At 45.7% G+C, this 26,542-nt stretch carries 27 protein-coding genes and 3 tRNA genes; 11 read left to right on the top strand and 19 right to left on the bottom strand.

Translation table 11 applies throughout. The annotated features are described in order from the left end of the window. The first annotated feature begins 340 nt into the window (after positions 1–340). A complete protein-coding gene (locus tag L976_RS13210; protein ID WP_037421373.1) occupies positions 341–754 on the top strand; it encodes a DUF3302 domain-containing protein in 414 nt (137 codons plus the stop codon). Between the two features lies 1 nt (position 755). Continuing rightward, on the top strand, positions 756–1,901 hold the full coding sequence (locus L976_RS13205) for an HlyD family secretion protein (RefSeq protein WP_047537363.1): 1,146 nt from the start codon (positions 756–758) through the stop codon (positions 1,899–1,901). A 120-nt stretch (positions 1,902–2,021) separates the two neighbouring features. Here L976_RS13205 and L976_RS13200 read toward each other — a convergent pair whose 3' ends face one another. From L976_RS13200 to cysP, 4 genes are all read right to left on the bottom strand, one after another. Further along, positions 2,022–3,152 carry a sulfate/molybdate ABC transporter ATP-binding protein gene (locus L976_RS13200; protein WP_037421366.1) on the bottom strand — a complete coding sequence of 377 codons (1,131 nt, stop codon included), beginning with the start codon at positions 3,150–3,152 and terminating at the stop codon, positions 2,022–2,024. Continuing rightward, positions 3,149–4,018, bottom strand: coding sequence for a sulfate ABC transporter permease subunit CysW (cysW, locus tag L976_RS13195; RefSeq protein WP_037429736.1), 870 nt, complete (start codon positions 4,016–4,018; stop codon positions 3,149–3,151). The genes L976_RS13200 and cysW overlap by 4 nt, the downstream gene beginning before the upstream one ends. 9 nt (positions 4,019–4,027) lie before the next feature. Further along, a complete protein-coding gene (gene cysT, locus L976_RS13190; protein ID WP_037421358.1) occupies positions 4,028–4,873 on the bottom strand; it encodes a sulfate/thiosulfate ABC transporter permease CysT in 846 nt (281 codons plus the stop codon). 174 nt (positions 4,874–5,047) lie between these two features. Then, entirely contained in the window at positions 5,048–6,055 is a 1,008-nt protein-coding gene (gene cysP / locus L976_RS13185; RefSeq protein WP_047537360.1) for a thiosulfate ABC transporter substrate-binding protein CysP, read from the bottom strand. 209 nt (positions 6,056–6,264) lie between these two features. Here cysP and cysM point away from each other — a divergent pair, with 209 nt between their 5' ends. Next, entirely contained in the window at positions 6,265–7,143 is an 879-nt protein-coding gene (gene cysM, locus L976_RS13180; RefSeq protein ID WP_047537357.1) for a cysteine synthase CysM, read from the top strand. Between the two features lie 135 nt (positions 7,144–7,278). Here the strand turns inward: cysM and L976_RS13175 are convergent, their stop codons facing one another. Next, positions 7,279–7,815 (bottom strand): DUF4136 domain-containing protein, encoded by a 537-nt coding sequence (locus L976_RS13175; protein ID WP_037429744.1) that lies wholly within the window; start codon positions 7,813–7,815, stop codon positions 7,279–7,281. Between the two features lie 147 nt (positions 7,816–7,962). Here L976_RS13175 and L976_RS13170 point away from each other — a divergent pair, with 147 nt between their 5' ends. Then, positions 7,963–8,271, top strand: coding sequence for a DUF1289 domain-containing protein (locus L976_RS13170; protein ID WP_037429746.1), 309 nt, complete (start codon positions 7,963–7,965; stop codon positions 8,269–8,271). A 42-nt stretch (positions 8,272–8,313) separates the two neighbouring features. Here L976_RS13170 and L976_RS13165 read toward each other — a convergent pair whose 3' ends face one another. The 5 genes from L976_RS13165 to L976_RS13145 all read right to left on the bottom strand — a co-directional run bounded on the left by L976_RS13165 (position 8,314) and on the right by L976_RS13145 (position 12,168). Further along, positions 8,314–9,579 (bottom strand): ATP-binding protein, encoded by a 1,266-nt coding sequence (locus L976_RS13165; RefSeq protein ID WP_047537354.1) that lies wholly within the window; start codon positions 9,577–9,579, stop codon positions 8,314–8,316. A gap of 8 nt (positions 9,580–9,587) precedes the next feature. Continuing rightward, positions 9,588–10,301, bottom strand: a complete 714-nt coding sequence (locus tag L976_RS13160) for a winged helix-turn-helix domain-containing protein (protein ID WP_011073412.1) — start codon at positions 10,299–10,301, stop codon at positions 9,588–9,590. Further along, positions 10,301–10,693 (bottom strand): DUF3019 domain-containing protein, encoded by a 393-nt coding sequence (locus L976_RS13155; RefSeq protein ID WP_081990918.1) that lies wholly within the window; start codon positions 10,691–10,693, stop codon positions 10,301–10,303. Before L976_RS13155 ends, L976_RS13160 begins: the two co-directional genes overlap by 1 nt. A 26-nt stretch (positions 10,694–10,719) precedes the next feature. After that, the gene (locus L976_RS13150; RefSeq protein ID WP_037421340.1) at positions 10,720–11,583 is read right to left on the bottom strand and encodes a MipA/OmpV family protein; all 864 of its coding nucleotides are present in this window, start codon (positions 11,581–11,583) and stop codon (positions 10,720–10,722) included. A 348-nt stretch (positions 11,584–11,931) separates the two neighbouring features. Then, on the bottom strand, positions 11,932–12,168 hold the full coding sequence (locus L976_RS13145; protein WP_037421337.1) for a hypothetical protein: 237 nt from the start codon (positions 12,166–12,168) through the stop codon (positions 11,932–11,934). Positions 12,169–12,886: 718 nt separating this feature from the next. Here L976_RS13145 and L976_RS13140 point away from each other — a divergent pair. Beyond that, a complete protein-coding gene (locus L976_RS13140) occupies positions 12,887–13,456 on the top strand; it encodes an acetate uptake transporter (protein WP_047537352.1) in 570 nt (189 codons plus the stop codon). 82 nt (positions 13,457–13,538) lie between these two features. On the opposite strand, the gene L976_RS13135 is transcribed toward L976_RS13140, so the two are convergent. From L976_RS13135 to L976_RS13125, 3 genes are all read right to left on the bottom strand, one after another. Then, entirely contained in the window at positions 13,539–14,009 is a 471-nt protein-coding gene (locus L976_RS13135) for a YcxB family protein (protein ID WP_037421331.1), read from the bottom strand. Between the two features lie 170 nt (positions 14,010–14,179). After that, positions 14,180–14,596 carry a VOC family protein gene (locus L976_RS13130; protein ID WP_047537349.1) on the bottom strand — a complete coding sequence of 139 codons (417 nt, stop codon included), beginning with the start codon at positions 14,594–14,596 and terminating at the stop codon, positions 14,180–14,182. A 50-nt stretch (positions 14,597–14,646) separates the two neighbouring features. Beyond that, a complete protein-coding gene (locus L976_RS13125) occupies positions 14,647–15,261 on the bottom strand; it encodes an NADPH-dependent FMN reductase (RefSeq protein ID WP_037421328.1) in 615 nt (204 codons plus the stop codon). A gap of 146 nt (positions 15,262–15,407) precedes the next feature. Here L976_RS13125 and L976_RS13120 point away from each other — a divergent pair, with 146 nt between their 5' ends. Together L976_RS13120 and L976_RS13115 are read left to right on the top strand one after the other, a co-directional pair. Next, positions 15,408–16,028, top strand: a complete 621-nt coding sequence (locus tag L976_RS13120; RefSeq protein ID WP_047537346.1) for a helix-turn-helix transcriptional regulator — start codon at positions 15,408–15,410, stop codon at positions 16,026–16,028. Positions 16,029–16,042: 14 nt separating this feature from the next. Continuing rightward, on the top strand, positions 16,043–16,765 hold the full coding sequence (locus tag L976_RS13115; RefSeq protein WP_047537344.1) for a pseudouridine synthase: 723 nt from the start codon (positions 16,043–16,045) through the stop codon (positions 16,763–16,765). 285 nt (positions 16,766–17,050) lie between these two features. Here L976_RS13115 and L976_RS13110 read toward each other — a convergent pair whose 3' ends face one another. The 5 genes from L976_RS13110 to L976_RS13090 all read right to left on the bottom strand — a co-directional run bounded on the left by L976_RS13110 (position 17,051) and on the right by L976_RS13090 (position 20,164). Next, complete coding sequence (locus L976_RS13110) at positions 17,051–18,676, bottom strand: methyl-accepting chemotaxis protein (protein ID WP_047537341.1); 1,626 nt, start codon at positions 18,674–18,676, stop codon at positions 17,051–17,053. A gap of 160 nt (positions 18,677–18,836) precedes the next feature. After that, positions 18,837–18,923 (bottom strand) — tRNA-Leu (locus L976_RS13105). A 42-nt stretch (positions 18,924–18,965) separates the two neighbouring features. Beyond that, a tRNA-Leu gene (locus L976_RS13100) sits at positions 18,966–19,052 on the bottom strand. A 56-nt stretch (positions 19,053–19,108) separates the two neighbouring features. Next, a tRNA-Phe gene (locus tag L976_RS13095) sits at positions 19,109–19,184 on the bottom strand. A 218-nt stretch (positions 19,185–19,402) separates the two neighbouring features. Continuing rightward, complete coding sequence (locus L976_RS13090; protein ID WP_037421317.1) at positions 19,403–20,164, bottom strand: outer membrane protein assembly factor BamD; 762 nt, start codon at positions 20,162–20,164, stop codon at positions 19,403–19,405. Positions 20,165–20,286: 122 nt separating this feature from the next. Here L976_RS13090 and rluD point away from each other — a divergent pair, with 122 nt between their 5' ends. From rluD to clpB, 3 genes are all read left to right on the top strand, one after another. Next, on the top strand, positions 20,287–21,258 hold the full coding sequence (gene rluD, locus L976_RS13085; RefSeq protein WP_011073400.1) for a 23S rRNA pseudouridine(1911/1915/1917) synthase RluD: 972 nt from the start codon (positions 20,287–20,289) through the stop codon (positions 21,256–21,258). Between the two features lie 3 nt (positions 21,259–21,261). Then, positions 21,262–22,035, top strand: coding sequence for a peptidoglycan editing factor PgeF (gene pgeF / locus L976_RS13080; RefSeq protein ID WP_047537338.1), 774 nt, complete (start codon positions 21,262–21,264; stop codon positions 22,033–22,035). A gap of 117 nt (positions 22,036–22,152) precedes the next feature. Continuing rightward, on the top strand, positions 22,153–24,726 hold the full coding sequence (gene clpB, locus L976_RS13075; RefSeq protein ID WP_037421313.1) for an ATP-dependent chaperone ClpB: 2,574 nt from the start codon (positions 22,153–22,155) through the stop codon (positions 24,724–24,726). A 167-nt stretch (positions 24,727–24,893) separates the two neighbouring features. Here the strand turns inward: clpB and L976_RS13070 are convergent, their stop codons facing one another. Beyond that, positions 24,894–25,355, bottom strand: coding sequence for a DUF4124 domain-containing protein (locus L976_RS13070; RefSeq protein ID WP_052184070.1), 462 nt, complete (start codon positions 25,353–25,355; stop codon positions 24,894–24,896). Positions 25,356–25,445: 90 nt separating this feature from the next. Here L976_RS13070 and pssA point away from each other — a divergent pair, with 90 nt between their 5' ends. Continuing rightward, complete coding sequence (gene pssA, locus L976_RS13065; protein WP_047537335.1) at positions 25,446–26,264, top strand: CDP-diacylglycerol--serine O-phosphatidyltransferase; 819 nt, start codon at positions 25,446–25,448, stop codon at positions 26,262–26,264. The last annotated feature ends 278 nt before the right edge of the window (positions 26,265–26,542 follow it).

Here is a 26,542-nt window from a genome sequence, read left to right as displayed (position 1 = left end):
GCGTTGCCCACTCTCGCTAGCCTCATTTCGATACAAGACATAAAGGCCTAGGTTTTTGAGCTATCCCAGTCTCGTCGCTTGCCGTATTTGGCAAGCCATAATTCATATCTTAGCGATAGCAATTTATCGACACTGGCCGCCTTTCCTTGGATGCCATTTGTCGCATCGCAATAAACCATTGTGTTTTTGATCAAGCTATTTGGATGGTTTTGTTGCGAATTTGTCATTCTGGTGTAGAACTATATGGTGTCTCAAATTGAAAGACACTGTGTGGCAAAGAGCGATTTTGGTAAAGGATGTTTTACCGAAATAAGGAATGGGAAGGGAGTGGGAGCTGAGCATGTTTCTGGATTATTTTGCCTTAGGTATTTTGTTTTTTGTCGTTGTGGTGATTTTTTATGGCGTGATTGCCATTCACGATATCCCTTATGAAATTGCGAAAAAGCGCAATCATCCCCAGCAGGATGCATTGCATATTGCGGGCTGGGTAAGTTTATTCACGTTACATGCAATTTGGCCTTTTTTATGGATTTGGGCGACCTTGTATCGAGAGGACCGAGGCTGGGGATTTAGCACTGTGATGAAGCGCGAGCAGGCATTGGAGGATGATGTTAAAGCGCTAAGGGAAACAGTCATGGCCTTACAGGCAAAGCTTGAGCAACTTGAATCGGCGCCTATTCCCACTCCGGCAGCAGCAAGCGTTGAGACCATTGCTGCAACTTCCACTGTCGTAAGCCCAAAAGCCGAGGTATAACATGGATTTACTATTGATATTAACCTATGCCTCCTTTTGTATTGTGATTTTTAAAGTCTTTAAGATCCCGATGAACAAATGGACAGTGCCAACCGCCGTATTAGGAGGCGTGATTCTTATAGGGGCGCTGTTGCTGATAATGAACTACAACCATCCCTATTCACGTTTTGCGCGGGAATACTATGTGACTATTCCCATTACGCCTGCTGTCAAAGGCATAGTGACTTCTGTTGATGTCAAACCTAATACGCCGATTAAACATGGGGATGTGCTGTTTCGCATCGATCCAACGCCCTATGAAGCTGTTGTTAAAACTAAAAAAGCAGCGTTGTTAGCAGCGGAGCAAGAGGTGCCACAACTTGAGGCTGCATTGGAAACCGCTAAGGCAAATGTGGCGAGAGTTGCCGCAGATAGAGATCGCAATAAGTCAGCCTATGACCGTTATGAACAAGGCCATCGTAAAGGTGGGGCGAACTCGCCTTTTACTGCGCTGGAATTAGACAATAAACAACAATTGTATTTAGCCTCTGAAGCACAACTTACTGCGGCGCGAGCGGAAGAGTTACGTGCACGTCTTGCCTATGAGTCCAATGTGGATGGGGTTAATTCTAAAGTTGCCGGACTACAGGGTGATCTTGAAAGCGCACTGTATAATCTCGAGCAAACTGTTGTGCGGGCGCCCGCCGATGGTATTGTCACCCAAATGGCGCTGCGTCCAGGGGCGATGGCGGTTCCCTTACCTTTACGGCCGGTGATGAGTTTTATCCCCGATGAACAGCGGTATTTTGCCGGTGCATTCTGGCAAAATTCGCTGCTGCGTTTACAGGAGGGCGATGAGGCCGAAGTGGTATTAGATGCGGCGCCTGGACAAGTGTTTAAGGGCAAAGTCGCTAAGGTACTCCCTGCGATGGCAGAGGGTGAGATCCAGATGAATGGCACGCTGCAATCTTCCAATCAGCTATTCCAAACAGGGCGGGTTATCGTATTAATCGATATTGAAGACGATGCGATACGCCGTCAATTCCCAGCTGGAGTAGCGGGACAAGTGGCTGTGTATAGCGAACATTTTCACCATGTCGCTGTGATGCGCAAAGTGCTGCTACGGATGCAGGGCTGGTTAAACTACTTGTTCTTCGATGGTCACTAGTAGGGGGGAATCTAACCACTTTGCTTGGATTTGGTTTTAAGCTGTTCTAGAGTTAACAAAAAGCGCTGACAAGACTGTCAGCGCTTTTTGTTGTATGCAGTAGGTGAATGCTGGCTGCGATTAAATATCGAAGACTAAGCTGCCCGGCGGCAGGAAGGGCCAGCTTTGACGGATAGGCGAACCATCACCTTGTTCAGCAAAGAAATAACCCGTTCTTGGGGTGGCGTAGACCACACTGCCTTTTTGCAGCCCCAATTCTTGCAGATGGTGGTGGGTAAAGGTGGCTTCCCACAGTTCTTCACTCTGCCAGCCGATAGGTGCCAGTTCGACACGCACTTCTGCGCCAACCGGTGTTATCGCCACTATGGTAAAAGGAATATGGGCTTGGCTATTGGGTTTATCCGCCAGTGCCAGCTCATGGCTACGCACATAGAGCGCGCCGTTTTGTTGCAGTGGCGCTTGCTCAGGAGGCACTAAGAAGGCGTCACCATTGGTCCAACGATTCTGTTGCCAGCTTGCCTCAAACCGATTGACGTTACCTAAGAAATCAAACACAAAGCGGCTATTGGGTTGGGCATACAACTCAATAGGGGTATTGACCTGCTCAATATGGCCGTTGCTCATTACCACTACTCTATCGGAAAGCTCTAAGGCTTCGTCCTGATCATGGGTTACAAACACGCTAGTGAATTTCAGCTCATCGTGAAGGCTGCGTAGCCAGCGGCGCAACTCTTTACGCACCTTGGCATCGAGGGCGCCAAAGGGCTCATCGAGTAACAGTACTTCGGGCTGAGTCGCTAAGGCGCGGGCCAAGGCGATACGCTGTTTTTGTCCGCCCGAGAGCTGCTCAGGGTAACGCTGTGCTAGATGGCCAAGTTGCACCATTTCGAGTAAATGGCTGACGCGCTTTTGGATTTCGGCCTTTGACGGGCGCTGTTTTTTCGGAATGACTTCGAGTCCAAAGGCGACGTTATCGGCGACCGTCATATGGCGGAACAGGGCATAGTTTTGGAAAACAAACCCAACTCTGCGGTCGCGCACATGCACTTGGGTCACATCGCGATTACCGAAATGGATTTGGCCGCTATCTGCGCCCTCAAGGCCAGCAATAATCCGCAATAGGGTGGTTTTACCCGAGCCGGAAGGGCCGAGAAGACCTATCATCTCGCCTTCTTGAATATCCAGATTTAGCGGCGAGAGCGCCTGAAATTGGCCAAATTTTTTGGAAATATTAGTTAAACGAATACTCATAATGATTGGCTCTGCTCTTGGTTGTCATTGGCGGATAAGCTGCGTTGTTGGCGCCACTCTACTAAGGCTTTTAGCAGTAAGGTAAATAGGGCGATCAAGGCAAGCAGTGACGCGCTCGCGAAGGCGGCTTCGGCCTGATAATCTTCGTAAAGTAATTGCACATGCAAAGGTAAGGTGTTGGTTTCACCACGGATATTGCCAGATACCACGGCAACGGCACCAAATTCACCCACGGCCCTAGCGTTGGTGAGGATCACCCCATAAATCAGTGCCCACTTGATATTGGGCAGAGTCACGCGGCGAAACAGTTGCCACCATGAGGCGCCAAGGATGACCGCTGCTTCTTCCTCCGATGCACCCTGTTGCTGCATCAAGGGGATTAATTCTCGGGCAACAAAGGGGCAAGTCACGAAAATGGTGACTAATAAAATGCCCGGCCAAGCAAACATGATCTGTAAATCGTGCTCAAACAGCCAAGCGCCAAGCCAGCCGCTGTTGCCGTAAAGTAGTAGATAGAGTAAGCCTGCGACCACGGGCGATACGGCAAAGGGGATATCAATCAAGGTAATGAGTAACTTACGCCCTGGAAACTCAAAGCGTGTCACGCTCCAAGCGAGCATGACACCAAACACTAAGTTTATCGGCACGGTGAGCGCCGCGACCATAAGGGTCAACCCAATGGCGTGGAGTGAGTCGGGTTGGCTCAGATGCTCGATATAACGCTCCCAGCCACCGACAAAGGCTTGCTGGAAAATACTGACTAACGGCAGCAGTAATAACACCATGGCCAAGAAGACTGCTAGGGTGATTAGGCTCCATTTGATAAGGGGCGCTTCACCGACTCTTAAAGGTTTAAATGAGTTCATGGTGGCTCCTTATCGGCCGTGAATACGGCGTAAATAACGCGCTTGCCACAGGTTAATCAGCAGTAACAGCAGTAAAGATGTTATCAGCACGATAGATGCAATGGCACTTGCGCCAGCAAAATCAAACTCCTGTAAGCGAACAAAGATCATCAATGAGGTGATTTCACTGATGTAGGGCATATTACCGGCGATAAAAATCACCGCGCCAAATTCTCCAAGACTGCGGGTAAAAGACAGTGCCGTGCCAACCATTAAAGCTGGCCACAGTGAGGGCAAAATCACCCGCCAAAACACCGCGCTATCGGTTGCGCCTAAGGTCATGCCAGCTTCTTCTTCATCGTTGGATAACTCTTCCAATACGGGCTGGACGGTGCGTACCACGAAGGGAATGCTGGTGAAGATCATCGCGACCACAATCCCCAATGGCGTGTAGGCCACTTTGATGCCAATTTCGGCCAATAGGCTACCAATCTGACCATTTTCAGCATAGAGAGTGGCTAAGGTAATACCCGCGACGGCTGTGGGTAAGGCAAAGGGTAAATCGACTAAGGCGTCGAGGAGGCGTTTACCTGGAAACTCATAACGAACCAATACCCAAGCGAGTAATAGCCCGAAAAGACAGTTAAATAGAGAGGCGGCCAGTGCCGACAATATAGTGACTTTGTAGCTTGCTAGTACGCGGGGATCGGTAATCACGCCCCAATACTCGGCCCAGCTCATCTGGCTGGTTTGCATAATCAGGCCTGTGGTGGGGAGTAAAAGAATCAAGCTGACAAACAGCAAAGACACACCTAGGCTGATACTAAACCCCGGCAAAACCCGCTTGTGGCGTAAGCGCCCATTATTAAATATCACTGAATAACCACCCGATAAGGTTAATGGAGTTAATCCAATATTATTATGCCATTAGCACGTTATTGCTCAATCGCGATAAAGACTGCTGATGTTTATCTTTATTGCGATATAACCACAAAACCCGGGACATTGCCCGGGTTGTAGGTTTGATGACTTAGGTACCCAAGCGGATGATCAACGCTTTAATAACTGATCCAGTTTAGCGCCATTGGCAAATTGGGTCTTCATCGCGTTGTCCCAGTTACCAATGATTTGCTCAACGGTCATTAACTCAACCGCAGGGAACTGTTTGGTAAATTCGGCAACCACTTTCTCGTTGTGAACGCGGTAGTTAAATCCGGCTAACAAACGTTGTGATTCTTCGCTGTAAAGATAGTTTAAATACTCGGTCGCTAATTCTTGCGTGCCGTTACGCTTGGCATTTTTCTCTACTACGGCAACGGGGAATTCTGCCAGAATCGAAGTTTTAGGCACGACAACTTGGTAATCATCGGCGCCATATTGCTGACGAATATTGTTAACTTCAGATTCGAAGGTGATCAACACATCGCCGATGCCACGTTCAACAAACGACGTGGTTGCACCACGGCCGCCCGTATCAAATACGGCAACGTTACCGAGGAACTTCTTCAAAAACTCATCTAATGAGGCTTGATTATCTTTTCCATAGTTTTTCTGGGCATAACCTAAGGCTGCTAAGTAGGTGTAACGCGCATTACCTGAGGTTTTTGGGTTCGGGAACACCAACTTAACGTCATCTTTGGCTAAATCATTCCAGTCGCTGATTTGCTTTGGATTGCCCTTACGCACTAAAAACGCGATGGTAGAGTAGTAAGGTGAGCTGGCATTAGGCAGCAGTTGTTGCCAGTTTTCTGGGATCAACTTGCCGCGGTCATGCAGAATTTGCACATCGGTGACTTGGTTAAAAGTCACCACATCCGCGGGTAAGCCTTGCAGAATCGAGCGAGCCTGCGCTGAAGAACCTGCATGAGACTGTTTGATTTCAACCGTTTTACCGGTTTTTTCTTGCCAATGTTTAGCAAATACTGGGTTATAGGCACTAAATAATTCCCGTGAGATATCGTAAGAGGAATTAAGTAAGGTCTGATCGGCGGCTGCGGCATTGAGGGAAGCGCCCAGTAATAGGGTTCCTAGCAGGGCCTTAGTGAATTTTACTGGCATTTTGTGCTCCTTAATCTGGCAACTGTGTCAGGGTATAGAGATAGAGTAATTGAAGTTTTTACTTATAAAAAGCTAGGTAAATAGAACTTTTTTGAATAACTATGAGCAATTAATTGTATGCCATAGGTGATATTCATCGTGTTTGTTGTGGCTAAGCCCCTTAAAATATCCCTATGCGAGTCGCTTTTATCAAATAAAGGATAAACCCTGTGTCTGACTTTATGACTATTGAAGCCTGTATCGGGCAAACGCCGCTAGTTCGTCTGCAACGGTTGGATTGCGGGAGCTCTACGGTACTGTTAAAGCTAGAGGGCAATAATCCCGCTGGCTCGGTAAAGGATCGTGCTGCACTGAATATGATTAACCAAGCGGAGCTTCGCCAGGAAATCGCCCCAGGTGATACCTTGATTGAAGCCACCAGTGGCAATACAGGAATCGCCTTAGCGATGGCCGCAGCGATTAAAGGCTACAAGATGATCCTGATTATGCCGTCGAATTCGACCCAAGAACGTAAAGATGCCATGCAGGCGTATGGTGCCGAGCTGCTGCTGGTGGACAATATGGAAACCGCGCGGGATTTAGCTTTAGATCTTCAGGCACAAGGTAAAGGTAAGGTGCTGGATCAGTTCAATAATCAAGATAACGCGAATGCGCATTTTCTCACAACTGGTCCAGAGATTTGGCAGCAGAGCGAAGGCAAGATCACTCACTTTGTTTCCAGCATGGGTACCACGGGTACCATTATGGGTGTGTCGAAATACCTAAAAAGCCGCAACCCCGATATCACCATTGTCGGGCTACAACCCGCTGATGGCAGTTCGATACCAGGGATTCGCCGCTGGCCGCAAGAATATTTACCGGGTATTTTTGATGCCGCCCGTGTCGATGCCGTGATGGATATAGAAGAGCAAGATGCCAAAACCATGGCACGAGCCTTAGCGCGAGAAGAGGGGATTTGTGCTGGCGTGAGTTCTGGCGGCGCGGTATTTGCGGCACTTGAGATAGCGAGGCAGAATCCGGGGGCCGTTGTGGTTGCGATTGTGTGCGATAGGGGCGACCGTTATCTATCATCTGGGCTATTTTCTTAAGCCGCGTTTTATCCACTGATCCTCGCATTTGGGATTTCTTCTGCAATAAAAATGGGCGTGTATCGCCCATTTTTATCACTTATTGCTTAAGCTCTCATAGTTTCAAGCATCGCTTAAATCATCATGGCCCAATGATTATGGCTGCGGTGGAAATTGCGCCAAAATCCGACTTACCGCCTTAGCAGTGTCTTGGGCTTTTTTATCGCCGCCCGCATCAAAATCGAAACTATCGGTACCGCGCCAAATCAGCTTATTGGTTTTAGCATCGATAATATCAATTTGAATGGTTTGAATTTTTGCTGTGTCACTGCCAAGAGGCACGCCAACGCTGGTGCCTATGCCAATGCCGCCAGAACGGCCAAAACTGCCCGTGCCTAAGCCTATAGATAGACCTGAGTCTTTAGGCTTGTCTTGGGTCAGTAAGCCATAGGCGACTTTAAAATCGGGGGAAGAAGCATTTTCGGTAAAGCCTTTTTGGCTTAATTGCTGGGTGATTTCGGTTTGAATACGCTGGGCACTGAGCGGATCGTCGTTGGGCTGTGGAGCAAGCTGCGAGAAACTCTGCAATGCCTTAAAGTTATAATTGAGATCGTAATCGTTTTTCGGCTTAGTGCTGCAAGCACTTAAAAAGACCGTGGCGATGAACAAACTGGCGATGTATTTGTATCTCATCATTGCACTCCAAATTGTACGAACAGTATTCAATGTGCCTTGATTAACAGTAAGACTGCAAGTAATTTAGTGAAAAGTGTTTGATTTTTGTTAAGTATAGAAGGTCACACATTTTACGTACTTAAACTGGCAGAGTAGCCCAAGATCATGGAACAGTTAGCCTTTTTCGATATTCCTAGCCCTTGTATCGGTGTGTGCCAAACCGATGCGCGGGGCTATTGTAAAGGTTGCCTGCGCAGTCGTGATGAGCGGTTTAATTGGTTGCATTTTACCGATGCCGAAAAACATGATGTGATCCGTTTATGTCATCAACGGAAACGTCGGCGGGAGCTGGCCTTGTATAAGGCGCGTCAGCAAGCGCTTGAGCAGGAGAGAGCGGCGCTTAATCCACAGCTTGATTTTGCGCCACAGACCGCTGCAGAGTTAGATTTAGGCGATCTTGCTCTCGACGAATAATCTCAATGAGCCTTTTTGATAAGATGATACAAACTAGAGGCGCTAAATTTGCCGCTTTTTCGGCCAGCTTAAGGTGAAACGCGTCTGGGCTGGATGGCTGGTGACATTGACCTCACCCTGATGACGCTGCATGATCCGTTTGATAATCGCTAAACCTAAACCATGACCCTTATTGCCATTTTGCACCGATTGGCTGCGGTAAAAGGGCTCGAACACTTTAGGTAAATCCACCTCAGGGATAGGCTCTCCATCATTACTCACACTTAGTGTTACCCGTTGCTGGGTTTGGCTGACTTCAATCAAGATTTGATGGCGAGCAAAACGCTGTGCATTGGTCAGTAGATTTTGCAGTGCTCGCTCAATCAATGCTGGTTCGCCAAATAAGGGCAGGGTCTCTATATCTGTATGCAAGGTTATTGGGGTTTCACTCAATGCACTTAAACGTTTAATGGATTGATTAATCAAGGTGATAAGATCGTATTCATCTAGAGGCATTTCACGCTGGGATTCTAAACTGGCGTAGGTGAGTAATTCTTGCAGTAGGTTTTCCATTTCCTTAATGTCGAGCTGCATTTCATTGAGAAAATCCTGACGCTTTTGTTCGTCAGAGTCAGCTTGGCAGTACATGGGCATTAAGGCAAGGGCGAATTTAAGTCGCGCAAGGGGCGTGCGAATCTCGTGGGAAACCGCATTGGACAAATGTTTTTGGTTTTCAATCAATGCGCTGATATGTCGCGCCATTTCATTAAAGGTATTGGCTAAGGGTTTTACCTGAGAGCGGTTCGAGAGATTGATGCGAGTGTCCCATTTGGCTTCGCCAAAATCCTTTGTGGCCTTACGCAATATGCTTAAGTCCCGCGAGAGTGGTCCAACCCAAATCAAAGCGACGAGTGCGAGTGACAAATAGAAAAACAGAGTGAATAAATTACGCAGATCGGCTCTGGGGTCTATCTCAATAGGACCCGCCATTAATACTTGTTCACCTACCTGTATAAACTGGAATTGTTCGCCCTCACTGGTTGTGGTGGTGACTACATGATTGGGCGTCAGAACTTGATCTTTCGCCAGTGCAATTTGATCTGGACTGAGTAGATTTAACGGCAGCTGATTATCGATTGTGAGTGCTTCTAAGTAATCGTGGCGACTCTCCTCTGGAAGCTGAGTCAACAGCTGGGCAAATGCAACCAGAGGAGCATCTAAGGGATTATTTTCATCTACATTTTTCTTCCATAGGCTGTCCAGTGTCCAGCCTATGCCCAGAAAACTGAGACTCAGCAGTAAATATAAGCTGATAAAGAGACGTTTCACGGGAGTTCTTAGTTGTTCCAGGCCTCAGGGGCGAAGAGATAGCCTTGTCCCCAAACGGTTTTGATTCTGAAGGGGGTCTCAATATTGTCGTTGAGCTTTTTGCGAAGTCTTGAGATCCGCACATCAATTTTTCTGTCTTTACCATCAAAATCAATATTGAGCAGTAATTGATAGATATATTGACGACTCAGTACTTGTCCTGCCTGTGATGCCAGTAACCACAGGAGTTCAAACTCATGGCTGGTGAGGTCGACTTCTTTGTTGTCGAGTCGAATTGCATGGGTATGGGGATCGATACTGAGTTTACCAAAAGTCAGGCAATGGGATTCGGCCTGAGGCGGTTGGTTTTGGCGGCGTAATAGGTTGTTGATACGGGCAACCAGCAGGGCAGGATCAACGGGTTTAACCACGTAGTCGTCTGCACCGAGTTCTAGTCCTTTGATCTGATCTTCGCTTGAGCCTAAGGCACTCATCAACAGGATCGGGCCGGCAAAGTAATCGGGTAACTTTTCGCACAGGCTAAGGCCATCAATTCCTGGCAACATAATGTCTAGCAGGATGATATCAGGCTTATAGTTGATTAAGCGGGTTAACACTGTGTCGCCACGACGCTCTACTTCAACGTGCATGCCGTGGGATTTCAAATAATCTACGATTAAATTCGCAAGACGGACATCATCTTCAACCAATAACACTCTGTGGGGTGATTGTGGATTCGTCATTAAAATAAACTCCAAGGGTTACGGTAACGTCTGCGCACCTGAGGCTGCGAGGTCGACGTGATTTTTAATTTGGCTCCAGCCAGTGTTTGGTTGGTATCCTTACTGACCAGAACAAAGTGAATATCGTTTAGCGTACTGACATTCAATGTTATTTCATGTTGTTCTAGCGATTCGCTGCACCATTTAGGATAGGCATTGTTGTCAGATAAGATACAAACCAGCTCATTTTTAGCGAGTTGCCACTGCAAGTCTACACGGATTTCACAGGCTTGGTTTTCATCCCCCGTGATACAGATTTCAGGGGTCAGTTTTAATTTTGACTCTTCATTTGGAGCGGCAAGTGCATGGGTCGGTCCCATTAAGCTAACGCTTAGACCGAATATGCATAGCATCCTAATATGAAGGGGCGTCACTCTTGTTAAAACCTATACGCTGCGCCAATAAAATAAGTGCTGCTATAGTCTTGATTGAGCAAGGGACTGGCGGCTATTTCATCTGCAATTTGTGTGTAGCGGAACGCAAAGAGCATATCCCAGTTATCAGTTAAGATATAACGGGCTGTCATTTCGACCCCTTTATTCCAGCCAGCATCAGCATGGTAATGTTTGCTCCAATAATCATTTTCACTCGGGCGTACACCATAGTAATAGTCGACGACGTTGGTACTTTTCCAATCAAATACGAGTGACATATCCATTACCCAGCGGGTTAAATGCCAACCATAGGTCCATTTAATTTGCGCTTCAGCGCCTTGATGCACATCAAACATATCATGGGTGTAGGCTAACCTAACTACGCCTAATGGGGTATAAATAAATGCTTCAGCGCCACCTAATAACGTAAAGTTACGCGATTCTAAGGAATTAAACACGGGTTCGGGTTCACTGCTGAGAACTGTCTTGGTCGAGAGCATTCTCGCCCCATCCTGTGAACTTCGCTCCAAAAAGATATTCGAAGGGTCCCAGCGATAGAAATAAGCTCTATCCATGCTATAGCTGGTCACTAAGTTGACGCTGAAATATTGCTGCTCAACTAAGCTATAGCCTAAGTTACCGTTATCAAAAAACCAATGATCACCATAGTAAGCTACAGTTGGGATAAAAAAGACCGGAATATCATCAAAATCCCTAAGAGGGTTGGTTTTTTGTCCCCAACCGACCGCCACGCCTAAATCCCAGTTGCGCATTTCAATACATTCATCTTTAGTGACGCACGGTTCTTTGGCCATTCCAATAGAAGGTAGGCTAAGCGCGGTGAGTAAGATTAATAATGTTCGATACATGATATGCGTTCGGATTTAATGACAGTCGGTAATGGGCAACAGATTAGCATTTTATGCTTAATTCCACAGTGCTTTCACCTGAAGGGATGCAAAATGATACAGATATCATACAAATAGCATATATGTAGATCTCGTAATCAATTGAAAGACATCATAAAAGCATAAAATGCACTTGCTTAGCGCTTTTGTCGACGTTGGTGTGTTGTATTTATACTGTTTTGCTTTTTGGGCGCTAGTGTTACTAATTTGGGTTGGTGCAGCAAATAAAATGCCATTCATTGTCGGAATGGCATTCGTAAGACTCGATGAAACCTGATTACAGCCTGGAGCTAAAGGAAGTAAAACCGATCAGTTGAGTTCTTTTAGTGTCTGATAGCCCATTTCTGTTAGCTGGTCATTCACGCAGTCGAGGACATATTGTTTAAGCTCGGCATTTTCAATCTGATCTTCAGATGCCATCTGTTGGCATACTTCGGTCAGTTGAGCGATATCATTTGCAGGTGCAGGAGGAAGTGTTGATTCATCGGCAAAGCTAGCAAAACTGATTAGCGCCGACAGGGTGATAACAGCTGATAACGTTTTCATTTTATTTCCTTTAGTTATTGATAGTTAACAACAGCCTAACTGGTTTCCCATCATGCCGCTGCGTCAACAGATAGCAATTTATCATTGCTATTATTTTTTAGATATAAATAATTTTTCACTCATTTTGTAAGCTATTTTTTGTCGAATTATCATGGTTGTTTTATGGGCAGGCTTAAATGCCTAAGCCAGTCAAAAATGCCGATCTCATCCGTCGTAAACCGCGCGAATCCCCCTGATTTTCCACTACCAAGCTGAGCTTATTTTACTATGACGTTTTTACCACCCTTAAGTTTCATCATCCTGAGCGGCATATTTGTAATTAATATGTTTAAAAATAGACTTATCTCAACTTTGGTCTATTTATGAGATGAAGTTAATCTTTTTGATGGTTTTTACGGATTGCTAGAGAGTGCATTTGTTGATGGGAGTATAGAAAGTTTGAACTATAGCAAAATTGCCCTATAAATAAGATTTAGCGCACTATTTTTACCCATGTTTTATAGATATTTGAATCTTAAGAGATTAATTTTTAGTCTGTAGGTTTTTTTATTTATTAATTTCTTATCTTTATGATTTTAATGATAAATTTGTTTATTTGTTATGATTATAAGATTTAGATTGTGATCTTCTTTGTTGTTATCTAAACTTCGCCGCTTTTTATCGAACTATAAGTGCAAATTATTGTACTGAAATTTACTTATCATTTTGGGGACTTTCTGTGTCGACAAAACTGGCGAATCCGGCTCCATTAGGTTTAATGGGCTTTGGTATGACGACTATCCTGCTAAACATTCATAATGCAGGGTACTTTCCGATTGACTCGATGATCTTAGCTATGGGGATTTTCTATGGCGGACTGGGTCAAATTATCGTGGGCATTATGTGCTTTATGCGTGGTGATACCTTTGGTACAACCGCCTTTACCTCTTACGGCTTATTCTGGTTGACCTTAGTTGGGCTTATTTTAATGCCAAATGCTGGGGTTGCGGCGAGCCCAACCTATTTTATGGGATGGTACTTAACCCTTTGGGGAATTTTTACAGCCTTTATGTTTGTGGGATCGCTACGTTATCCAAGGGCTAAGCAGTTTGTGTTTGCTTCGTTGACGATTCTATTTTTCCTTCTGGCGGCGAGAGATTTTACTGGCAGTGCGCTTATTGGCACCATCGCGGGTTTTGAAGGGATTATCTGTGGTGCGAGTGCAATTTACTTTGCCATGGCGCAAGTGCTTAATAATGAATATGGCCGCACTATTTTACCGATAGGCGAGCTTAAAGCTAAGGTCTAACTGAGTTCTTAGTTTATGCAAAAGGCTGAATCATTCAGCCTTTTGCATTTTTGACGGGTCAGTAATATTAAAACTTACAACATCAGATTTTGGTTTGGATAAATGCAATACAGGCATTATCTAGACTACGGTTAGAGATATAGCTGGTCCCTGTTTTATGGGTGATTAGGAATCCTTTATCCGTTTGCACAATACGATAAATATCCGTCCAGAGAATTTGAGCGTTTACATATTGTGATTTTGTGTGGATACCTTGCTCATCAACGATAAGGGTGACTTCATTATTGGCGGCTTTGCTCATCATTTGCCGCATCAACCACCACGCTTTGTTGTATTTTACATTTAATGCTTCAATCACCCCGAGCCCAACAAAGAAATAGGCCAGATAGAGGCTGACATCCGCAAAAATCAGCGCAATGCCAATGAGCCCGAAACCTATGGCTTTATAGTAAGGTTTGAGAGTGGGATCGGGTTTGACGGACTGGGTATAACACTCGTCAAAATGCGCTTTATCTAAGATGTAAGTTGTGGAATAACAATAGGGTGTGGTCATGTCTTATTTACTAATCAAAAGTTTAATTATCTAAAGCTGGATAGCGCATTAGTTTAGCGGGTTAGCTGCGTAAAGTAACGATTTTTGGGATAAGTCCGCAGTAGCGATACGGCGCAAAATACCCTGTTATCGTACCTGCGCCCGTTCCTGCACCATAGTTTGCGAATGGCTTAATAGCGGTTTCGCTCTGCGGGAATATCACTCAGATACTCAACAAACTCGACTTCAAAGCCATGGGCATCAAAAAAGTAAATATTACGGCGATAGGGATCTTCCATGCCCTCTTTTGCTATCGGAAAGCCTGTTTGAGTCAGTCTGGTGATGATTGCATCTAAATCACTGACGACAAAAGCAAAATGGGCTAAGCCAATTTGATGACCCGTTAAGTCGCGGTTTTCCCCTTCACCGTTATCGCTAAAGGCAATGTATTGATAATCATCGCCAAAATGAATCCAATTGCGCGGCTTGCCGTACCAAGTCCCTTTATCTCCGCCACGGACACGCCAATGGGGGAAGGCGGCTTGATAAAACGTGAGTGCTTTAGGGATATCGTCGACGACTAGGTTGATGTGTTCTAAGTGGATCATAATGCGTTCCTTGTAATGATTTTAGTCAGTGTGATTCACATCCAAGCTGCTTACATACCGTAGCAGTATTCCTGCTGCTTGGGGTAGGGTTGATGAATATGGCGTTGGCGTATCGGCGCTAAGGCTTGGGCGTATTGATGCAACATAAACAGGCTATATTGCACTCTTTCCCTGAGGTCGATATCCCGCGTACCTTGGGGCGTAGCGTTGAGTACATTCTCGACATTACGGATGATCAAATAGTCGGGAATCGGCACTAATTTATTGTTTTTGAGTGCATTCATTTTGACTTCCACAATGGGATAAGCACCGCTAATGCCGCTGCAAACTGAAATCAGCAACACTGGCTTATGGGCAGTTTCCTGACGGCTACACATCAGTAGGAAGTTTTTAAGCAGTGGCGATGCCATTCCACCCCATTCGGGCGTAATCAAAACGAGGGCATCCGCAGCATCGACTCTTTGCTCTATCTCAGGCCAATGTTCGCCCTTGTTGTCTTCTTCACCGTCCCAAAAGGGCAGGTTGAACTGGCAAAGTTCTAAGTGATGGATAGCGTCGTAACCGACACTATGGGGCGATAAAAAACTGGTCTCGGCTATGTATCTCGCGACTTTAGCGCTTTGGGAGTGGGCTCTTTGGCTGGTGCTGATGATGAGTAAGTTCATTATGTAAACCTATTTATTTATAAATTATTTATAAGGTAATTGCTTTATTTAATCATGTAAAGGATAAAATAAATAAAAAACTTTATTTATTCTGTTAAAAGGTGGGCGATTGAGGGATAATCCGAGGCGAAGAGCGGAGAGCGCATATGAAAACTACTGATAAGATTATTCAATTACTCAAATTGCATGGCCCGTTAACGGCTAAGACCCTAGCGGAAGAGCTTGCGTTGACCACTATGGGCGTTCGCCAGCATTTGCAAGCCTTAGAAGAGGCGGGTGATGTCGATATTGAAGACAGAGTTGAAGGCCGCGGACGCCCAACCCGGTATTGGGGATTAACGGAGCAGAGTAGAACCCACTTTGCCGATCGCCACAGTGAGCTTAGTTTGCAATTGATTGATTCCGTAAAAATGATATTTGGTGATCAGGGGTTGGATAAACTGATTGAGCATAGGGAGCAAACGGCCATGCAGCAGTATCGCAGCGCGTTGCAAGGTATGACGGATATTACCAGCCGTTTAACTAAATTGGTGGAGTTACGTACCCTCGAAGGCTATATGGCGACGCAGGAACAAGCGGATGGGGTGTTCTGGTTACTTGAGAATCATTGTCCAATTTGCAGCGCAGCGACGAAATGCCAAAATTTTTGTCGCTCCGAACTACAACAATTCCAGCAGTTATTTGCCGATATTGCTACTGTAAGCCGTGAAGAGCATATCATCGACGGCGCTCGTCGCTGTGCCTATCGCATTGCGCCTTTATCTTAGAGCAGGATGGTGTGATGCAATCAAAACGCGGTCGTCTCGATAGATACCTAGCTGTTAAGTTACAAATTCACCGTAAAGCCGTGCGAGAACTCTTGCTGGCGGAGCGAGTATATGTGGATGGCACGCCTGCGAAAGCGCTCGATCTGCTGGTGGATGAATTTTCCCACATTGTGTTTGATGGGCAAGTCTTACAGGCCAACCAGCCCGTGTACTTGATGTTGCACAAGCCCGTTGGGGTAGTGAGTGCGACCAAAGACAAGGAGCACCGCACTGTGATTGATTTACTCGATTGCGAAGCTCGCCATGAGCTGCATATTGCTGGGCGGTTAGATTTAAACTCATCGGGTTTATTGTTACTGACCAATGATAGTCGTTGGTCCGAGGCGTTAATGTCACCCGAGCAAAAAGTGGATAAAGTGTATCGAGTGACTTTAGCCAATCCCTTGAGTGAGGACTATGTCGCGGCATTCGCGCAGGGCATGTATTTTGGCTTTGAAGATATCACCACACAGCCTGCAAAGTTGACTATCCTCGACACTCATATTGCAGAGGTTACTTTAAGGGAAGGGAAGTACCATCAAATCAAGCGGATGTTTGGTCGTTTCCGTAATCCAGTGGTGGGATTACACCGCCTTTCCATTGGTGAGATTATCCTAGATAAACACTTAAGCCCTGGTGATAGCCGGATGTTGACTGCACAAGAAGTCGCCTCTATCTATCATTCAAAAATGAAGTAACTCGAGATGGTGCATAAAGCGCTGATATGCACTTAAAAACATAATCCCTAAGAGTATGTTGACGTTTTGAGATTAAATTTCGTTCTGGCTCGCTCATTAGGTTAAGTAAAATAGCGATACTGCGGGGACTTTATCTTGCATAGATCGTGAACCAAAGGGTTGCAAAAATAATCCTGAAACGTCAATACACCTCGGCATACGATTGTTTGAAGGACGCTGTAACAAACACGTAAGGATAACATTAGTCTGGCACAGCACGGCTACGGCTGTGCCAGTGAAAATGTGTTAGAGCCTGAATGCACTGACTTGATTACGCATGCTGCTAGCCAGTTTGGTTAGGTTTATAACAGACTCGCTGAGCTCATGTGCTGAGCGAGTCGAGTCATCGGTAATATCACTGATCGCAATAATGCTACGGTTAATACTTTCGGCCACACTACTTTGCTCTTCAGCTGCAGTCGCAATATGGGCGTTGAGCTCAGCAATGTTATCTACTGAAGCTACAATTTCTTTTAAGGCCTGACCTGCTTCATTGGCTTTATTATTGGCATCATCGACTTGTTTGATACCAACTTCCATTGCATTAACTGCTTCTTTAACCCCTTTTTGTAGCGTTGCGATCATCGCTTCAATTTCTTGGGTGGACTTTTGAGTTCGTTGAGCTAGCGTTCTGACTTCATCGGCGACAACGGCAAAACCTCGACCCTGCTCGCCTGCGCGAGCAGCTTCGATCGCAGCGTTTAATGCCAATAGGTTGGTTTGTTCGGCAATACTCTTTATCACATCTAAAACTCGACCAATACTTTGGCTTTCATTGGATAAAAAGCCAATGACTTGCGCCGTTTTTTGAATTTGTTCTGAAAGTTGAGACATGCTGCTAATTGAGTCAATAACGATACGGTTACCATTCGCCGCATAAGTATCCGCATCCTTTGCCGAATCCGCAGCGGCTGAAGTACTCTGCGCGACCTCTGCCACAGTCGCCGTCATTTCATTCATTGCTGTTGCAGTTTGTTCAGTTTCAGCTTGTTGCTGTTGCATGCGTTTATTGGTTTCTTGAGTAAAACTACTTAGCTCGGTCGCGGAGCTATTAACCGTATTTGCTGCTTCAGCGATGGAGTGCAAAATCCCTCTCAAATGTTCAATAACTTGAGTGAGGCTAGTCGAAATAAGTCCGAGTTCATCATCATTAAAAGTACGGAATTTAACTGTGAGATCGGAGTCTTGGCGGATCGTTTTTAAATTGCGCACAATATCATTGATGGGATTCATCACACTGCGATTAACCCAAAGTCCAATCAAAATACTGATCAGCATTGCAAGCCCTGCAAGAGTGGCAAAGATGGCAATCGATGAGTGATAAATCTCGTTAGCGGTAGCTCTTTCCTGACCTGCAATTTTGATTTGTAGTGCGATAAGTTCTGATATTTTGCCACTTATCGGATCGATTGCTTGGTAAAGCGGTAATATTTTGTCATTCAGTTGGTAAGCTACATCGCCATTCCCCCCCCTAAGATATGAAATGAGTAGCTCAACTTGTTGATTAGCTGGTGAAAATAACTGTTCAGCTTGTTGTGCAAGTCGAGATTCTTCTTGGGTAAGTTCAGTTGCAAGGTATTTGGGCCAGTACTGATTGATCGTTTTGCTGGCATTTTCAAGCGCATTAGCCGCTTGCGAAGCGCTAAATCCGCCAGCATTGGCTTTATTGATCGCGTCAATTACATCAACGGCATATTTATCAGCGATAACCTTAAGATCGTCTAAAGGAACCACTCTGTCGTTATAGATACGCTCGACGCCATATTCGATTTTTCCCATCATATAAATGGCGATAAAACCAATGGTTACTAGCATTAGGAGCGGCACGAGAATGCCAATAAACATTTTTTGTTTTATTTGAAGACCATTCATATGGATTTCCTCAGTATATTCAGGGAGGCTTTTAGGCAGAGCTCGAGCAGTCCATGATGAGTCTGTATGAATAGTTATAGCAAATATGCCAAATGAGGTTGGTGATTTAAGGAAATAAAATTGCAGAAACAAAAAACCTCGCTTAGCGAGGTCTTTATGTTGGTACAGATGAGAGGACTTGAACCTCCACGCCCGCAAGGGCACCAGCACCTGAAGCTGGCGTGTCTACCAATTCCACCACATCTGCATTGGTATTCGACAGGTTGTCGAATTAAGTTGAATCGCAATTTGGTACAGGTGAGAGGACTTGAACCTCCACGCCCGTAAGGGCACCAGCACCTGAAGCTGGCGTGTCTACCAATTCCACCACACCTGCACTGTACTTTAATTGCAATCCTTTAACACTGGTCGCTAAGGCAACCAACTTAAAGATGGTGCCCGAACCCGGAATCGAACCAGGGACACGAGGATTTTCAATCCTCTGCTCTACCGACTGAGCTATTCGGGCGACGGGCGCAATTTAAAGGCTTTTCGGCTTTTGAGTCAACTGATTTTTACTAAATAATGTAAAAAGTGATGCGGTTGGGTAAGTTTTACTCGAATCGAGTATTTATTGAGTCCTAGCGGGAATGACAAGAGAAAATACTCAGTGCCACTTAAAGGGGATAAACGTTAAAAATGTCCGTAGAAGACGAAAAAATGCCCCTTTAAAAGGGGCATTTCTATTTAGTTAGATAATATTTCATTGTTTGGGAAGTTAGCTTGCATTACCATTAGCACGTTTTGCTTCAGTTGGTTCTGACCTAACTCACCATAAGCTTCTGCCATAATCTCCAGTGCTCGCTCAGTTGACGGAGTGCCGGGATATGTTTCTAACACTGATTGTGCACGAACAGCCGCAGCACTCCAAGCGTTCATTTTGATATAGTATTCAGCAACTTGAATGGAGTATCTTGCTAAACGGTTTTTTAGCGATAACATGCGTTTTTGTGCATCAGCGGCATATTTGCTGTTGGGGTAGGTTTTGATTAGACGGTCAAAATCCTTAAAGGCATCTTGGGCATTTTTCGGATCACGATCGGTTCTATCGATATTCAACATATCGTGGAAAAGATAGCTATCCGCCTGCATATTGACGAGTCCTCGCATATAGTAGACATAGTCGATATTGGGGTGCGTTGGGTTGAGACGGATGAATCTGTCAATGTTAGCAATGCCAGAGGCAACATCGTCCATTTTGTAATAAGCATAAATCAGATCCAATTGAACCTGAGTTTTATGTGGTCCAAACGGGAAGCGAGAGTCTAGCGCCTCCAATGAACGGACAGCTTTAGAGTAATTGCCAAGCTCCATGGAGGTTCTTGCCTGAGAATAAAGCTCGTCAGGTGAGGTTTTGGCGGCAATATCGTTATCTTCAGGACTGCTACTACAGGCTGATAACGCTAGTGAAAATAGGACTAAGGTTAAGCCTTTGGAGAATTTATACATACTTGAATTCAATTCTTTATAAGTTGTAGTTAAGAATTTTTCCATTTCACGATAAAATAGAAAGCATTCGATTGTAACAGATAGCACACATTTTTTGACCCCAAAATGGGGATACGGTTCCTATGACACAAGAGATTAATCTAAAAAGCGAGATTTCGGCAACACAAACTGGTTTGAGATTGGATCAAGCACTGGCTGAGTTGTTCCCTGATTACTCGCGCACGCGCATCAAGGAATGGATCCTATCTGATGCAGTCTATGTTGATGGCGTAATGGTAAACAAGCCGCGCGAAAAAGTTTTTGAGCTGCAGCAAATCGAAATTAACGCCACGCTCGAAGAAGAAGTGCATGCGGCTGCGCAAGCAATTGAGCTGGATATTGTCTATGAAGATGATGATATTTTAGTCATCAATAAACAAGCTGGCTTAGTGGTGCATCCTGGTGCAGGTAATGCCGACGGTACTTTGATGAACGCATTGCTGCACCATTGCCCTAATATTGAGCACGTGCCACGTGCGGGTATTGTGCACCGTTTGGATAAAGACACCACAGGTTTGATGGTGGTGGCCAAAACGGTTGAAGCCCAAACCCATTTAGTGGCCGCATTGCAAGCCCGAGAAATCACCCGTGAGTACGAGGCGATTGTCCTCGGTACTATGACGGCGGGTGGCACTGTCGATGAGCCGATTGGCCGTCATCCGACAAAACGTACCCATATGGCGGTGCATCATTCGGGTAAACCCGCGGTGACCCATTATCGTGTGGCGGAAAAATTCCGTAATCATACCCGTTTAAGATTACGTTTAGAGTCTGGACGTACTCACCAAATTCGTGTGCATATGGCGTATATCGGCCATGTGTTGGTGGGTGATCCTGTATATGGTGGCCGTCCAAAACCACCGAAAGCAGCAAGTCCTGAGTTTTTCGAGATTTTGAAGAACTTTAAACGCCAAGCACTGCACGCGGTGCGATTGGAATTAGCGCATCCTGTGACCTGTGAAATCATGAGCTGGACTGCGCCGATCCCAGAAGATATGGTGATTTTGACTAAAGCACTGCGTCAAGACACTTTAGAACACCCGATTGAGTACTAACTGATGTTGAACCACGATTGGCCAGTACCTGACAATGTGGCAATTGCAATGACAGATCGCCATGGCGGCGTGAGTCTTGCCCCCTACGATAGCCTGAATTTAGGGTTGCACGTGGGTGACATACCGCAGCAAGTATTGGTTAATCGTGGCTTACTAGCACAGCAGTTACAGCTTGCGACTGAGCCTGTGTGGTTGGAGCAAGTCCATGGTACTCGAGTGATTGATTTGGCCGATATCGTCCCAATTAATCTTACTCAAGACGCTCAATCAGAGTGTGTGGCATTGCAAAATACGCCACCTTTGGTCGCTGATGCCAGCTATACTGACCTCGCTGCACGGGTTTGCGTAGTGATGACCGCTGATTGCTTGCCGGTGCTTTTGTGTAATCAACTAGGGACTGAAGTTGCTGCTGCCCATGCTGGTTGGCGCGGACTGTGTGATGGGGTGATTGAGGCAAGTGTGGCTAAGTTTGCCTCTAAACCGAGTGAGCTGATTGCCTATTTAGGACCCGCGATTGGCCCTAGCGCTTTTGAAGTTGGCGCCGAAGTGCGTGCCGCCTTTATGGCAAAAGATCCTAATGCGGAAAGTTGTTTTATTGCGCGAGGCGATAAATACATCGCCGATATTATCGGATTAGCCAAATTACGCTTAAAGCAACTGGGTATTACACAGATCTACAGCGCTGATATTTGCACTGTATTGAACCAGGATTATTTCTCCTATCGCCGCGATAAAATCACTGGTCGTATGGCTTCCTTGATCTGGCTTAAGTCTTAAGTTTATTCCCCTATAATTTGTATTTATTTCTAGCCATCTAGCTTGAAATTGGTCAAATAGCCCCCATCTTTTAACTAACAAAATGCTGTACCTTATTTGTGAGTTTTAGGAGGCTGTATGCGACTCGATCGTATGACTAATAAATTTCAGCTTGCCATCTCAGATGCCCAGTCGTTAGCACTTGGGCGTGATCATCAGTTTATCGAACCGCTACATTTGATGATGGCGCTGCTCAACCAGGATTCTGGTTCTATCCATCCCTTATTAACCCAAGCAGGTATTCGGGTGAGTGCGCTGCGCTCGCTCTTGAGCCAAGAGCTTGAACGTCTACCGCAGGTCGAAGGCACTGGCGGCGATGTACAATTATCCCAAGGGTTAATTCGTTTATTAAACCTGTGCGACAAGTTGGCGCAAAAGCGCAAAGACAAATATATCTCCAGTGAGTTGTTCGTTCTTGCCGCGCTTGAGGGCAGCGATGCGCTAGCACAATGCCTCAAAAAATCCGGCGCGACCAAAGAGCTAATGGAACAAACCATTGAGCAAATGCGTGGTGGTCAGAATGTGGATGATCCTAATGCGGAAGACCAACGCCAAGCGCTGAAAAAGTTTACCGTTGATCTTACTGAACGTGCCGAGCAGGGCAAACTCGATCCTGTCATTGGCCGTGACGATGAAATCCGCCGCACCATTCAAGTACTGCAACGTCGTAGCAAAAACAACCCAGTGCTGATTGGTGAGCCTGGCGTGGGTAAAACCGCGATTGTTGAAGGTCTTGCTCAGCGCATTGTGAACGGTGAAGTCCCTGAAGGGATTAAAAATAAACGTGTTTTATCCTTAGATATGGGCGCATTGATTGCTGGCGCTAAATATCGTGGTGAGTTTGAAGAGCGTTTAAAAGCCGTGCTTAACGAGCTGGCGCAGGAAGAGGGCCAAGTGATCCTCTTTATCGACGAGTTGCACACAATGGTGGGCGCGGGTAAAGGCGATGGCGCTATGGACGCGGGTAACATGTTAAAGCCTGCTTTGGCCCGTGGTGATCTCCACTGCGTTGGGGCGACGACTCTTGACGAGTATCGCCAATATATTGAAAAAGATGCTGCCCTTGAGCGTCGTTTCCAAAAAGTATTAGTGGATGAGCCAAGTGTTGAAGACACCATCGCGATTTTGCGTGGCTTGAAAGAGCGTTATGAGCTGCATCACCATGTGGAAATTACCGATCCGGCGATCGTAGCGGCGGCGACCATGTCACACCGTTATGTGTCGGACCGTAAATTACCCGATAAAGCCATCGACTTAATTGACGAGGCGGCATCGAGCATCCGTATGCAGATGGATTCCAAGCCTGAATCCCTCGACAGATTGGAGCGTCGTGCTATCCAGTTGAAACTGGAAGAGCAGGCATTGGCCAAAGAAAACGATGAGGCGAGCCGTCGTCGACTCGAACATTTACGTGTCGAGTTGCATGAAGTTGAGGCTAAGGCGTCGGAGCTTAATGAAATCTGGCGCACCGAAAAAGCGGCGTTGGCAGGTACTCAGCATATTAAAGCCGACCTTGAGCAAGCGCGGATGGATTTAGAAGTCGCGCGCCGCGCCGGTGATTTAACGCGTATGTCCGAGCTGCAATATGGCCGTATTCCAGAGCTTGAAAAGCAATTGGACTTGGCATCGCAAGCTGAAATGCAGGATATGACACTGCTGCGCAATAAAGTTACTGACTTAGAAATCGCCGAAGTGTTATCAAAGGCGACGGGTATTCCGGTTTCTAAGATGCTTGAAGGCGAGCGTGAAAAACTGTTACAAATGGAAGTGGCACTGCATGAGCGCGTGATTGGCCAAAACGAAGCTGTGGATGCGGTCGCTAATGCGATTCGTCGTAGCCGCGCAGGGCTTGCCGATCCTAACCGTCCGATTGGTTCGTTCCTGTTCTTAGGACCAACTGGTGTGGGTAAAACCGAGTTGTGTAAGTCGTTAGCTAAGTTCCTATTCGATACAGAATCGGCCTTAGTGCGCATCGACATGTCAGAGTTTATGGAAAAACATGCTGTTTCACGTTTGGTTGGTGCTCCTCCTGGATATGTTGGCTATGAAGAGGGCGGTTATTTAACTGAAGCGGTTCGCCGTAAGCCTTATTCAGTGATTCTGCTCGATGAGGTGGAGAAGGCGCACCCAGACGTGTTCAACATCTTGCTGCAGGTGCTGGATGATGGCCGCTTAACCGATGGTCAAGGCCGTACCGTCGACTTTAGAAATACGGTGATCATCATGACCTCAAACTTAGGCTCTGACATTATCCAAGAAGGATTCGGTCACTTAAGTTATAGCGAAATGAAGAGCGCGGTGATGAATGTGGTGACCCATAGCTTTAGACCCGAGTTTTTAAACCGGATCGATGAGTCTGTGGTATTCCATCCCTTGGATGCAGAAAATATCAAGCATATTGCTTCTATCCAAATTGCTTCATTGCGTAAGCGTTTGGCAGAGAAAGACTATACGCTGGAGATCACCGACGAGGCATTATCATTGATTGCCGAAATTGGTTTCGATCCAGTCTATGGTGCAAGACCTCTGAAACGAGCCTTGCAGCAAGAGATGGAAAATCCATTAGCGCAAAAATTACTGCGTGGCGAGTTACTGCCCGGCAAACCTATCAAGGTCAGTTGCGCTGGTCGTGAGCTGGTATTCGAGCAATAATTTACGACAATCTTTGCCGTGCATAATGCTGCTTAACTTAAACAAAAAACCGAAGTCTTGGACTTCGGTTTTTTTTTGCCTATATCGGTTACAGATAAAATAGCGGTTAGTAATAGTGTGGCATTGCCATCAAGATTTTTAGTGGCGCCTATTACAAACTCTGGGCGTTATTTTTTATTGCAAAATAGTTTGATCCGCTGTTGATTCTCTGTAATGGCTGCTTGGCGCTCTTCTTCTGTCATCGCGACAGGTTCTTTATTACCGTCTTCTTGGCGGGTGAGTTTTGTATGGGTCGTTAACACATCTAAATTATGTTTAGCGTTTTCACAAATTGCTTCTGCTTGCTTGGCATCTTTCTCTTTAATTAAAGCCGCCGATTTTTCGGACTCAGACATTTCAGGAGGCGCTTCCTTTTTAATGGGAGCTATATAGCCAATTTTACTCGGTTCAAGATCATTGCTATTCAGCTGCTGCGCTTGTTGTTCCTGAGTCGGTGGTTGTTGGCTGTAATGGGTGACACCATTTTCATCAACCCAAGTGTAAATGACACCCGCAAACACGGAAGGTGTAAATAGCACTAGACATACAAAACCTAAAAATACCGCGTTCAAATTTGTTTTCGTTAACATAAACATCATCCCTAAGGGCACCATCGACATGATAGTAAAATATGCTATCTTGAAGCCTACTTTCATTCCAGTTCATAGCTTTATAAGTGTATGCAAAATTCTTCTAATCAAACAGTAAAGAATAAAGGTATCTATTTACTGCCTAATTTATTCACGACCGCAGGCTTGTTTTCCGGTTTCTATGCTGTGATTGCCTCAATGAATGCCAACTTTGAAGCCGCTGCGATCGCGATTTTTGTAGCTATGATCTGTGACGGTCTTGACGGACGAGTGGCAAGGTTGACGAATACTCAAAGTGACTTTGGTGCCGAATACGACAGTATGGCGGACATGGTGTCCTTTGGCATGGCTCCAGCATTACTCGCCTATAATTGGGCCTTAGCGGATTTAGGCAAAGTCGGTTGGTTGGCGGCGTTTATCTATTGCGCAGGTGCTGCATTAAGGCTTGCTCGATTTAATACTCAAGTCGGTGTTGCGGATAAACGATACTTCCAAGGTTTAGCAAGTCCTGCTGCCGCTGCGGTTATTGCTGGCAGCATTTGGCTTGGGAATCAATATAATCTTGATGGCAAAAATATCAGTTGGATTGCCGGATTGATCACTGCAATCACGGGCTTATTAATGGTGAGTAATTTCCGTTATCACTCTTTCAAGGAGATTGACTGGCGCGGCAAAGTGAACTTTATCGCCATTCTATTCGTTGTGGGCGTATTTGTTGTGGTTTCGGTTCAGCCTGCTTTAATTCTCTGCATTGGTTTTTATCTCTACGCCATCTCGGGGCCTGTGATCACTATTCGTACCGTGAGAAAGCTAAAAGTAGCCCATATTGTGGGTGATGGAGAGCATGAAAAGGAACAAGAAACAGCAGAGGGCACCAAGGGTTCAAAAAGTTCTACGGATAATCCTTAGTCCGACAGTTCCTACATTCTCAATCTTTTATGCCATGTTAGTTCTACGGTTCAAGAGTCGCCATTCCCTATTCTTGAACCGTTTCTCTGCACCGGACATACTCATCTATATATGTAAAAGTTTTAAAGCGCCCTTTCTTAAGGCTATTCGATCTATAGAATTTCCTGCACATCCTTTCTACATATGCCAAACTTACCAGCCGAAGTGAGAAAAATAGCAGCATATCCACCCAATACTTGAAGATTTGTTGGTTATTTGTCCATTCGGCAGGTTTTGTT

The sequence above is a fragment of the Shewanella sp. ZOR0012 genome (assembly GCF_000798835.1).
GTDB classification, from domain to species: domain Bacteria; phylum Pseudomonadota; class Gammaproteobacteria; order Enterobacterales; family Shewanellaceae; genus Shewanella; species Shewanella xiamenensis.
Note: the sequence above shows the minus strand (reverse complement) of the source record. Positions and strands in the feature narration are given on the sequence as shown.